The following is an 11,180-nucleotide window of genomic DNA, read 5'->3' as shown; positions in this document are numbered from 1 at the left end:
TTTTTTTATGCTTCATAGTTTTTTTAAATTAATATTCCCGTTTGCTTAATAAGAGCATGTTTTGTAATTCTCTGCAATCCTCCCCTTTCCCTCTCAAATACAGTCCAGTTAGAGATAACCTCTTTAGCATTCAATAAAAATTTATTATCCATTTTCATATAATATTGATTACTATTTTTATGTTTATATCTCACAGGAGGCAGATATTTTTCCAACCACTCCTTATCATATTTATGTATCCAACTATACGCTGCCTGTTACATCTTCGATTATAAAAGTCAATTCTTCTTATCTTTCTTTCACAAATCCCCCCCTAAAAAATGGTATATAACTAAGGTGCACTACTCATAATAAAATCACAAATGTTAAAAAGGTGAAAATCATGAAATTCTCTAAGCAAAATACTAAAAAGGTGAAAAACGATCTAGGCAATATTAATTCCGTGGAATTAGCTATTAATAAAAAAATAGTCAATAAAATATTTAATCAAAGTGCTGACCTGATTGAACACCAATTAAAAAGTGATGATGAATTTATACTGTATTACTTTGAAGGACTAACAGATGGTATCGCATTAAAAGACAATGTTATTAAACCAATATTAGAGAACACTAGTGGTAGTCAAAAAATTTTTGAATCTAATATTATTGCTGCCTATACAAAAGAAATCTGGAGTTGGAATGAAGTTATAGATTGTTTATTAGAAGGGCAAAGTGTTTTATTTATGAAAGATCATTTAGGAGCAATGGCTATTAATACAAAAGGCTGGGCTGAAAGAGCCATTCAAGAACCTATTAGTGAGTCTACAATTAAGGGATCACATGACGGATTTGTAGAAAATGCATCGAAAAATATAGGATTAATTCGGCGTTATATTCCTTCTGTCGAATTAAAAATCAAAAAAATAAATATAGGTGAAAGAGCAGCCACTTCTGTTTTTATTATATATTTAGGAGATGTTGCAAACGATACTGTCATACATGAAGCAGAAAGTAGAATACAAAATATCGATACCGATACAATAATTGGTATTGGAGAGCTTTCTCACTATATAAGTGACAATACTTATACGCCATTTCCACAAACTTTATTAAGTGAAAGACCAGACGTTATCGCCAGTCAAATTCTCGATGGTAAGGTTGCTATTTTAATTGATCGTTCTCCAAGTGCTATGGTTGTTCCTATAAACTTAGCTGGTTTTTTTAATCTACCAGATGATTATTCTCTTCATTGGTTTGTGGCATCCTTTTTGCGTTTACTGCGCTTTTTGGGTTTCTTGATTGCCACTCTACTGCCAGCTATGTATATAGCTATTGTATCTTTTCATTTTGAAGTCATTCCTTTAGATTTATATACATCGATTGCTCAGTCGAGGGTGAAAGTTCCATTTTCACCTATAATGGAAGCAATTATTATGGAGATAACATTAGAAATGCTACGTGAAGCTGGGGTACGCTTGCCACAGCCTATTGGACAAACAATCGGCATCGTGGGTGGAATCGTTATCGGTCAAGCAGCTGTTCAAGCGGGGATTGTAAGTAATATTATGGTGATTATTGTATCCATTACTGCTATCGCTTCCTTTATTATTCCTAATTATGATTTATCTAGTTCCATTCGTTTAATACGCTTTCCCATGATGTTCTTTGCTTTTCTATACGGTATAGTGGGGATTGTTTGTGTCGTTATGGTACTTGTCGCACATTCTGTAACACTTAAATCTTTTGGTACACCCTATACTGTACCTTTATCTCCCTTTAATCTAAAAGATTTAAAAGACACTATTATTCGCTTCCCTACTTCCATGCTTACTAATCGTTCTTCTACAGGACGACCTAAACAAAGTACAAAAAAAAGAACGATATATAATAAAGGTGATTCAAATGATGAATTCTAAAATGGAGTATATAACACCTCTTCAATACATCTTGGGGATTCATACTATACAAACTGCTGCTGGTATATTAGTTTTACCAAGTATTATTGCAGGAACTGCTGGAACAGATGGTTGGATCTCCATCATTTTAGGATGGCTATGCACAAATGTCATAGGTATTCTCATTATTATAACGATGAAAAAAAATCCAAATATGAATTTTCCAAGTATACTTATTCAATATTTCGGAAAATGGCTAGGGACTTGTTTACTCTTTTCTTATTGTATATATTTCATTCTGGCAGGTTTCGTCGCTCTATTAAGGTGTATTGATATCGTAATTGTATGGATTCTACCTAATACACCGCCTTATCAGATTGCCTTATTACTTCTCATACCTTTTTATATATTGGCAAAGGATAGTATATTCGCTGTATACAGATATAATGAGGTATTATTTTTTCTTACTTTATTTTTACCTGGGTTGCTTATTTTTGCATTGAAAGAAGGGTTTTATCCAGTACATCTATTTCCAATTATTAAAGAAGGATGGTTACCAATTTTCAGAGGATTAAAAGAAACAATTTATCCTTATAGCGGCTTAGAAATTGCATATATACTATATCCATTTCTAAAGAAAAAAGAAAAAGCAATTTCAGGTATCCTAATTGCAAATACCCTATCAATGCTTCTAATGATTTATGTTACCATCTTATGCTTTATACATATGAGTCCAAAAGGTATGAAAACCGTTATTTGGCCCGTATTTAGTTTATTAAAAGTTGTTCATTTTTCTTTTTTAGAAAGACTTGAAATATTATTTGTAGCTTATTATTTATTAATGTTTTCCACTACCATTATTCCCTACTTATTCTCTGCGACATATATCGTTTCACATGTTTTACCAAAAATAAAAACTAACTATATTATTGGTTGTTTAATTTTCATGTTAATTATAGTTTTTGTCATCATAAAATTTAACGTGAAGGATTTATTAAATATTTATTCTTTCATCAATCACATTGATTTGGTTTTCTTTATAACAATACCAATTTTTTTATTTGGTTACACATATATCTTCAAGTTTGCCACTAGGAGGAAAGCAAAATGACTAAAAAATGGCTATTTGGTTTCATTATAGTGGCTATTTTTTTCACTGGTTATAGCACGAGAATACCTTTGGAAAATGGTGCCTTAATTTTATTAATTGGTGTTGACAAAGGTGCTAATAAAAATTTAATTGTAGGTACCAGCACAACAGTTTTTAAAGGGAAAAGCAAAAAAAACACATTTGAAGAAGTCGTAGAGGCACCCTCTGTTTATAGTGCTTTTTCAAAAATAAACACAAAAACAACAGGCTATTTGACTTCGTCAAAAGCACAAATCTTATTAATTGGTAAAGAATTTACTAAGCAACCTAATTGGCCAAATAAACTAGACGCTATTGTTCGAGACCCCTCGAGTACTTCTAATATAAAATTAATTCAAGTTGATGGTCAGATAAGAGATTTTTTTAGTATTAAGCCACCTAATAATCTTTCTATTTCCATGTACCTACAAGATATAATTCAAGCGTCATTATACGATAACATGATAGTTCCCTCTGATATTCAGGAAGTCCTTAGACAAAAAAACGAAGAAGGAATGACGCAAACTATCCCAATTATAAAAAAAGAAAATAATGCAGTTCAAACAAAGGGTATTGCTTTTTTTGATCAATCAAGTAGGTATGTAACAAGTTTGCCTTCAAAAGACGTCCCCATATACTCCCTCTTAAAAAAAGAAAAACTACAAGGGCGTATGATATTGAATATTATTCTTAATGATTCGGCAAGTGACAAATCTAGAATTGTAAGTGTTTTAATTGAAAAGGCTAATAGGCAAATTGATGTTGGGTTTAAAAATGATAAATTTCAATTTGATATAAAATTAGATATAGCATTGTCTATTATTGAAGGAGTTAATGGTCCAACAATTACTAGCAATGATGACCAAGGAAAAATTATTAGCCTTTTAGAAAGACAAATAACAAAATCTATTGATAAAGAATTGAATAAAATTATAAAAAAAATTCAAAGCAATAAAATTGACCCGATCGGACTTAGCATGTATGCAAGAGCGAATCAATATCAGCAATGGAAACTGCACAAAAAAAACTGGGGGAACGAAATATCAAATTCTAATATAAAAATTAAAACCCTAATAAAAATCGGGAACACTGGTATTATTAGAGGATAATATTAAGGGTTCGAAAATAAAAGTCAATAAAACGCTTATTTTCCTACCAGAATTGTATTTTTCGCTAAAAGTTCAGACAATTAACGGATGAATTCTTCCTGATTTTGGATGGGATAATCTTGTATATCAATTTATTCTTTTGAATTGTATGCATAGCTCCTACTCTAAAAAGAATGGATGTAGCTGTATCACACCATGTGGGTCCTAACATAGGCAAGATTCGTTTCTTAATAAAGCAATGTGGCGCTATCCCTCTATCAGCTAATTAAGGAAAGCAAAAACGCAGGACTTAAAACCTCCTGCGTTTTTTGTTGATTTATGAATTTTTATAATAATGAAGGAAAATGGGACTGGAAGGAAAATGTTTTTGCACATTCCCTTCCCCATTTCTGTAAAAAGTTTAGAAGTAAGCTAAACTTTTCTACAGAGCCCCTATCGACTTGTCATTATCTCTTTCTTTCACTCAATTCTTTTAATAGCTGTATTATTTCAGCTTGTTGTTTTATCTTCTTACGACCATTTAGGTTAATTACTGCAAGTTCACATGCAATTCCAACAGCAAAGAAAAACAATAAACTTTCTAACATATAAGATCCTCCACAAACATTGTCTATTAGTCAGCTTTGTGCAAATGTTTTTCTTGTAAAACCTGTTTATTCTCATTTACTTTTTTACGCTGATTGTATAAGCGTTGTAACTTTAGTTTGAATTTTATGAGTAAAAATAAGAAAGATATGACTAAACTAACTAAAGGATACTATACACTCTACATTATTAAATTAGTTTTAAAACATCATTTAGGCACTACTCTACCTTGATGAGGTGTCATATCACCTTTATAAGAAACATAACTGTGTGCCATCATTCCTAGTATTATTATAAACATACCGCACCAAGATAAAATAGACGGAACAGAAGAATGTAATAAAACTAACTCTCCGATAACAGCAAAAAGTACTTCCATAGATTGTGTCGCTTCAACAGTGGCTAGTTTTTGCATATCTCCTCTTACCATTTCAGTTGCTTTGAAAAATAAAATAGTTCCAATTACACCTGAACAAGTAGCAACTAAGATAGATTGTATGGTTTGTTCTTTACTAGGCGTTCCTGTTGTGAAAAAACCATACAAGGATAATAAAAACCAAAATGGTAAGCTCGCTATTGTCATTCCAAGCACACGTTGATAAGTATCCAGACGGTCTCCACAAACCTCCATCATTTTGCGATTACCTAATGGATAAGCAAAAGAAGCCACAATAACAGGGATAATACCAAAAAAAATATCTTTTACAGCAAGAGATTTCGCTTGTTCCATTTGCATAAGCACAATACCAAGAAGAATAATAAGTGACATCCCCATCCCTTTTATTGGTATTTCTCCTCTTTTCTTGCGAAGTCCATCTGGTGTTTGAATGTTTTGGATGAAAAAAGGTGCTAATAAAGCTCCTGATATAATAGTAATTTGCCATGTTCCAGCAATTATCCATCCTGGTGCATGTGCAGCTGCAAAACATAACGGAGCGTAAAACAGGAAAAATCCTACAAAACTCCAAAGAACCCACGTTCCTAGATTTTCTCTCATAACTTGTAATAGCTGCTTTAATTTTTTTCTACTTATAACAATAAGTAAAAGGAATGGAGTCATGAAAATAAATCTTAGTGACGCACTCCATATCCAATTACCGCCTGATAATTCCATCGCTCGATTAATTGTAAATGTAAAAGAAAAAAAGAACGCACCACAAATCCCTAAAAAAATTGGAAGTAAATTCCTCACCTCAATCTGCTTCATGAGTCAGTACCTCCCAATACTTAACCAGTTTTTATACTTACAAATATTAAACTCTCCCCTGCGAATTACTTTATTTCATTTAAAGTAATTTTAATTCGAGGAATATAGATACTTGTTTTACTTTCAAACCCTGAATCCGTTCCAATAAATAACCATAATTCAGCCCTTTTATCCGTCTTCACTACAAAAGGTCTTTTCTTATTATCAAAGGATTTCAATTCGTATTTTTCATTATTACTGTCACTAACTTTTGCTAAGTTTCCAACATTGAAAGCATCTTTACCTTCTATTGCTTGATTACCTTTATCGATGTTCATACGGTAATATCCTAAATTATCTAACTGTGGTAAAGGTTCCTTTGTCGTAGCTCCAACCTTGACATGAACAGCTTCTCCTGGAGCCCCACCTACTCCAAATTCATTCTTATTTGCATTAGTAGCAATATCAAAGTCAAAATTTAAACTGTAAATTGTATTTGGCTTTAATTTTACCTTTTTATCTAATTTTTTCTTGGTAAACATAAATAAATCATCACTTCTATTTACACCACTAATGAAAAGTCCATTTTTCTTATCGTTTATTTCTTTTGGTAAATATTTATTGGAGAATTTCAAATAATAGATGGCTTCATCTTCAACTGGATAATCAGCAAACCCTCCAATCCATCCATCATTACCTTTGTTGAAACTAGAATTAACAACAATAGATTGTGCCCTTGAAAATTGAGGATTTGATTCAATATAATTGCTTGGTTGATTACTAATTTTCTCTGTAATGCCTTGTGCTGCAACTGGAGTAGTTAGATTGGAAGAGAAAAGTGCCCCTCCCGTTAACATGGTTGTTGCTAATATTATTCCAACTCTATTTTTATTAATCATTTTTATATGTACTCCCCGAAAAGATTTTTTGTATTTACGCAACTTGATACTATTTAAATAATTTATTTTAAACCATTAGAGACTGCTGTCCAGAATTGCTTGTTCTCTTGTCCTATTGCATAAACAGAAACCCCGGCAAGATTCTTTGTGACTGTATAATGAGTTTTTTGTTTAATACTTGTTTCATCCTCATACCAAACTTCATGTTTATGATTATTTTTATCCGTATACGTAAACACCATGGAACCAGACACTGCATCACGACGCGGTTTTGCTTTTGTCTTTTGAATAAGTGCATTTGTATCCTTCCAAGCAAGCATTTTGCTATTCTTTTCATCACTCAAATCCCAATCATTTCCGTATGCAGGAATACCCATAATAATTTTTTTATTATCTACCACTCTAGTAGTGTAATCTAGATTTTCTTCTAACCATGGTTGACTAATAGTAGATCCTGGTTCACTCCATGTACCATGCTCATCGTAAGTCATTACTTGAAGAAAATCTGCATTTTTACCTAATTGGGCATAATCAAATGGCCATGTCCATGTATTCTCACGATCTTCCTCATTTTTAGCTGGAACCGATACCATAACAGAATGACCTGAACTATGGAATTTTTTAGATGTCTCTTTTACAAAGGTAGTAAGTAAGTCACGATCTTCTGGATAAATATTTTCTAAATCAATATTTACCCCTGCATAATGATTTTCAACAACCATATCATACATTTTATTTATTAAGTTTGTTCTTTTTTCCTGGCTATCAAGAACATCATGAGCTAGCTTAGAATCGAAGTAATTAATATCATTATTAAAATTAGACACTGCTGCATAACTTTTCATTTTGTTTTTTTGTGAATAATTCAATACATCTCTAGGTACATCGCCTTGGATGTTACCATTTATATCAAAGAAAAAACTATCTGTTGATACTTGATTCATTACTGGTTGTGTTACTTTTAGTGAATCTGTGGACGTACCATATAGTGTATATCCGAGAACAATAGGTTGTTCTGTACTAGACGCAGAAGCTGCGATGTTACTACTACATGTAATAATTGCTGATAGACTTAATCCTACTAAACAAGATTTTACTTTCATTTTTTCTATCTCCCCTTTTTAAAATTAATAATATTACTTTTTATTACACCTATTAAAAATTTTACTCCTTTCATTGTCTTAAGTGTTTACATCGTGTAAACATTACATACGAATAGTAAACTTAACTTTTTTCAATGTCAACCCTTATTAAATTTTATAAATTATCATTTGTTAAGGTAGACTTTACCTAAAAACATATTTTAAAAGTTTAATACGAAAATATTAATTAACTAAAAAATATTCCAAACTAAAAAAGGGTTTACAACGTGTAATCCCCTGTATATAATTCAAACCATTAGAGTACTTACACGATGTTAACACCTTGGACACTCTATAAATGATAGTTTGTGAAATCAATCAAATTTCAGGAGGCTTATTAAATGAAAAAATTAAGAAGATTATCAAACATTGCTTTAGCAGGAACTATCAGTTTAGGAGGAGTAATAGCTTTTACATCAACAAATGCGAGTGCAGCTGAGGTTTCAAAACCAAAATATAATATCTCTACTGAACCACAATTTTCAAACAAGGTAGAAAACGAGAAATCTGTAAAGAGTTTTGGCGCCAATCTGAATGTAAATGTAGATGTTTTAGGAATTGCTAATATGATTAGAGATTCTATTAATAGCAGCGCCAACCGAGCAGGATTTGTAAAAGGAGTTAAAGAATCCGCATTTTATGGGGCAGGTCAACAATACAATGTTATGGTTTTTAACTTAAATCAAGGCTACAACTACAATTTACAAGGTGTTAAATTCTTTGCTACAACAGTATATGATGGGATAACTTATGGAATTTGGGTATTTGAAAGTGGTAAATTTACTAACGAAGGTGATGGTGGATATATTAATTGGGCATTTATGGGCTGGGGAAATAGGACCGGTAACACAGTATGGTTTTACAACCCATTTAGCATGTAATTATATTAATTTTATTTATTAAATAACTATTAATTATTCATCAGCAAAAAATGATAAAAAACATTTTTAAAAAGAAGGTGCTTAAACCAGCACCTTTCCTTTTAATGTAACATCTATATTTGTTTATTGAATCCACTCAGTATAAATTATGTATTTCAATACTGTTTTCATTCAAATTATACAAAAGATATACAAACAGAATTAATTTATATTTCATTTCAAATTAAAGGATTCAGTGAAATTAATAAGGAAATATAAATTTTCATAATAGGGAAGTGTATACTAATGGAAGCAACATGGGGCAAAGATCTAAATCACAAGAGTAATACTAAAAAAAAGAAAATTTTAGATGCTACATTAGAATTAGCCTTAGAAAAAAATTTAAAGGATATCACTATTTCCGATACCCTTAATAAGGTAAAAATTAACAGTGTTACCTTTTATAAATATTATAAATCTATTTATGAGATTTTATTTAGTGTTCAAATTAAACTTTCACTAGATTTATTAGAAGTTGCGAAAGAAGAAGTTCAAAAAGGAAATAATGCCTTAAAAAAAAAGCAATTGCTTAAATGTATTACTAATCAATATCAAACAGCTTCTGCTCCGTTCCACTTTATTAATTTATTTGACTCTAAATCCTATCCACCACCAGAATTAGAAGATAAATATAAAGCTATTACAGGACAAGTTCTATTTGTTTTACAAGAACTGATTGAAGAAGGCATTCAAAATGGATCGTTCCGTAAAGATATTGATTCTAGGATACTTTCCTTAACTATTACCAATATCATTTTAGGTACTTTATTTAGGTTAACAAGTAGAGATGCCATGCTTGAAAAGAAAAGTATCAACTATTCTGATCAAATATTGCAACATCTAGGTACTTTTATAAGTAATTTCTTATCTTGTAAATAAACTTGTTAATTTTATTCTAACTTGAACTACTTAAAATGAATTTATATCAACCTATTTTATAAACTTATATATGTATCCAGAAATAACCCTTTATTACCTCTTCATTAATAGCCTATATAATATAAATAACCGATACCCTACGTTAACTTATAAGCAAAAAACCTTATGGTTACCATTGATTTGTAATTTATTTCATATTAAAATAATGGATAATATTAATGAATTAAAAACTATTTACAATATGGAGTGCAAATTAATGGTCTCAACATGGGAACAAGAATTAGAACAAATGCGTAATGCTAGAAGAAAACAAATTTTAGATGTTGCATTAGAGTTGGCCTTAGAAAAGGGATTAATGGATATTACTATTGTGGATATTGTTAAGCATGCAAAAATTAGTAGGGTTACACTTTATAAATATTATAAATCCATTCATGAGATTTTATTTAATGTTCAAATCAGAATTTTAACCGAATTATTAGAAGCTGAGAAAGAAGAAGTTCAAAAAGGTACCAATGCTTTTGAGAAGATGGAAGCCATGTTTGAATTTATAAGTCATCAATATAAAGAAAATCCCTCACAGTTTCGCTTCATAGGTTTGTTTGATCAACTTTATTCAAAATCATATCCTACACCCGAATTAGAAGAAAAATATACGTCTATTACGGGACAAGCTTTATTCTCATTACAAGAATTAATTGAAGAAGGAATAAAAGATGGTTCATTCCGTAAAGATATTGATTCTCGATTACTTGCCTTAACTATTACTCATATCTTATTAGGTACTTTATACAGAATGGCTACTAGAAGCGAGGTATATGAGAAAGAAAGCATAGACTGTTCTGATCAATTGTTACAAACTTTAATTAGCTTTTTAATAACTTCTATTACTCACTGATGGCTATACTAGCTTTCTTACAATTCAAAAAGCGGCCTATACTTTATTGTTAAATTTGAATCCTAACAGTTTATTATTCAAAAATAAAAAAAGAAGCTCCGTTCCATATGCAGTGCCCCCTGCTAAGTAGACAGGATTTAAAAAACACAACTAAGCAACCTGAGTTCTATATTTATAGGGACTCAGGTTATTTAATTTCTTTTGAAATCTTTGATGATTATAAAAAGGATATATTTGCGGAAGGAATATTATTATCCTTGAGAAAAAGTTCGAAAATTTTTCTGCTCCCTATATACTAAAAAAGAATTAATTAGAAAAAAATGATTTGTTCTTATCGCTTCTTTTTCTAAACTTAAAGTTTTATCAGAATAATAACGAGCAGAAAATTGTTTTTACCATATACAATGCACCTTCATACCAGATGTTCCAGATAAATATCGCTTGAATAATTGTAGAAAAAGCATGACATAAATTTGTCATGCTTTTTCTTTTCTATAAATATTTTTTCAAACCTAACCTGTTACAAAGGCTTTTACTCAAGAAAGAACTTTTTTATT

10 protein-coding genes are annotated in these 11,180 nt (G+C 30.7%); 6 read left to right on the top strand and 4 right to left on the bottom strand.

Annotation, left to right across the window (positions count from 1 at the left end; genetic code table 11):
- Positions 1-382 precede the first annotated feature (382 nt).
- From MR113_RS25515 to MR113_RS25505, 3 genes are read left to right on the top strand one after another with little or no spacing between them, the layout of a single operon-like run.
- Positions 383-1,897 carry a spore germination protein gene (locus MR113_RS25515; RefSeq protein ID WP_088045698.1) on the top strand — a complete coding sequence of 505 codons (1,515 nt, stop codon included), beginning with the start codon at positions 383-385 and terminating at the stop codon, positions 1,895-1,897.
- Positions 1,884-2,987 carry a GerAB/ArcD/ProY family transporter gene (locus MR113_RS25510; protein ID WP_242257291.1) on the top strand — a complete coding sequence of 368 codons (1,104 nt, stop codon included), beginning with the start codon at positions 1,884-1,886 and terminating at the stop codon, positions 2,985-2,987. Before MR113_RS25515 ends, MR113_RS25510 begins: the two co-directional genes overlap by 14 nt.
- Complete coding sequence (locus MR113_RS25505; protein WP_242257290.1) at positions 2,984-4,114, top strand: Ger(x)C family spore germination protein; 1,131 nt, start codon at positions 2,984-2,986, stop codon at positions 4,112-4,114. The genes MR113_RS25510 and MR113_RS25505 overlap by 4 nt, the downstream gene beginning before the upstream one ends.
- Positions 4,115-4,560: 446 nt before the next feature.
- Here MR113_RS25505 and MR113_RS25500 read toward each other — a convergent pair whose 3' ends face one another.
- The 4 genes from MR113_RS25500 to MR113_RS25485 all read right to left on the bottom strand — a co-directional run bounded on the left by MR113_RS25500 (position 4,561) and on the right by MR113_RS25485 (position 7,887).
- Positions 4,561-4,701 carry a YrzO family protein gene (locus tag MR113_RS25500; protein WP_088045704.1) on the bottom strand — a complete coding sequence of 47 codons (141 nt, stop codon included), beginning with the start codon at positions 4,699-4,701 and terminating at the stop codon, positions 4,561-4,563.
- 206 nt (positions 4,702-4,907) lie between these two features.
- Positions 4,908-5,906 (bottom strand): DMT family transporter, encoded by a 999-nt coding sequence (locus tag MR113_RS25495; protein WP_242257289.1) that lies wholly within the window; start codon positions 5,904-5,906, stop codon positions 4,908-4,910.
- A gap of 65 nt (positions 5,907-5,971) precedes the next feature.
- A complete protein-coding gene (locus MR113_RS25490) occupies positions 5,972-6,784 on the bottom strand; it encodes a hypothetical protein (RefSeq protein WP_242257288.1) in 813 nt (270 codons plus the stop codon).
- Between the two features lie 62 nt (positions 6,785-6,846).
- Complete coding sequence (locus MR113_RS25485) at positions 6,847-7,887, bottom strand: glycosyl hydrolase family 18 protein (protein WP_242257287.1); 1,041 nt, start codon at positions 7,885-7,887, stop codon at positions 6,847-6,849.
- A gap of 380 nt (positions 7,888-8,267) precedes the next feature.
- Here MR113_RS25485 and MR113_RS25480 point away from each other — a divergent pair, with 380 nt between their 5' ends.
- The 3 genes from MR113_RS25480 to MR113_RS25470 all read left to right on the top strand — a co-directional run bounded on the left by MR113_RS25480 (position 8,268) and on the right by MR113_RS25470 (position 10,623).
- Positions 8,268-8,807 carry a stress protein gene (locus MR113_RS25480; RefSeq protein WP_242257286.1) on the top strand — a complete coding sequence of 180 codons (540 nt, stop codon included), beginning with the start codon at positions 8,268-8,270 and terminating at the stop codon, positions 8,805-8,807.
- Between the two features lie 285 nt (positions 8,808-9,092).
- Positions 9,093-9,725: a TetR/AcrR family transcriptional regulator gene (locus MR113_RS25475; protein ID WP_242257285.1), complete on the top strand. Its 633-nt coding sequence runs from the start codon at positions 9,093-9,095 to the stop codon at positions 9,723-9,725.
- 256 nt (positions 9,726-9,981) lie between these two features.
- The gene (locus tag MR113_RS25470) at positions 9,982-10,623 is read left to right on the top strand and encodes a TetR/AcrR family transcriptional regulator (protein ID WP_242257284.1); all 642 of its coding nucleotides are present in this window, start codon (positions 9,982-9,984) and stop codon (positions 10,621-10,623) included.
- The last annotated feature ends 557 nt before the right edge of the window (positions 10,624-11,180 follow it).

It is taken from the genome of Bacillus cereus group sp. BfR-BA-01379 (assembly GCF_022663605.1).
GTDB lineage: Bacteria > Bacillota > Bacilli > Bacillales > Bacillaceae_G > Bacillus_A > Bacillus_A mobilis.
The sequence above is the reverse complement of the archived record's forward strand: the minus strand, read 5'-3'. Positions and strand labels throughout refer to the sequence as shown.

Excerpts from the sequence above, each read along its gene's own strand:
- MR113_RS25515 (WP_088045698.1), top strand. The coding sequence starts at position 383 with ATGAAATTCTCTAAGCAAAATACTAAAAAGGTGAAAAACGATCTAGGC.
- MR113_RS25510 (WP_242257291.1), top strand. The coding sequence starts at position 1,884 with ATGATGAATTCTAAAATGGAGTATATAACACCTCTTCAATACATCTTG.
- MR113_RS25505 (WP_242257290.1), top strand. The coding sequence starts at position 2,984 with ATGACTAAAAAATGGCTATTTGGTTTCATTATAGTGGCTATTTTTTTC.
- MR113_RS25500 (WP_088045704.1), bottom strand. The coding sequence starts at position 4,701 with ATGTTAGAAAGTTTATTGTTTTTCTTTGCTGTTGGAATTGCATGTGAA.
- MR113_RS25495 (WP_242257289.1), bottom strand. The coding sequence starts at position 5,906 with ATGAAGCAGATTGAGGTGAGGAATTTACTTCCAATTTTTTTAGGGATT.
- MR113_RS25490 (WP_242257288.1), bottom strand. The coding sequence starts at position 6,784 with ATGATTAATAAAAATAGAGTTGGAATAATATTAGCAACAACCATGTTA.
- MR113_RS25485 (WP_242257287.1), bottom strand. The coding sequence starts at position 7,887 with ATGAAAGTAAAATCTTGTTTAGTAGGATTAAGTCTATCAGCAATTATT.
- MR113_RS25480 (WP_242257286.1), top strand. The coding sequence starts at position 8,268 with ATGAAAAAATTAAGAAGATTATCAAACATTGCTTTAGCAGGAACTATC.
- MR113_RS25475 (WP_242257285.1), top strand. The coding sequence starts at position 9,093 with ATGGAAGCAACATGGGGCAAAGATCTAAATCACAAGAGTAATACTAAA.
- MR113_RS25470 (WP_242257284.1), top strand. The coding sequence starts at position 9,982 with ATGGTCTCAACATGGGAACAAGAATTAGAACAAATGCGTAATGCTAGA.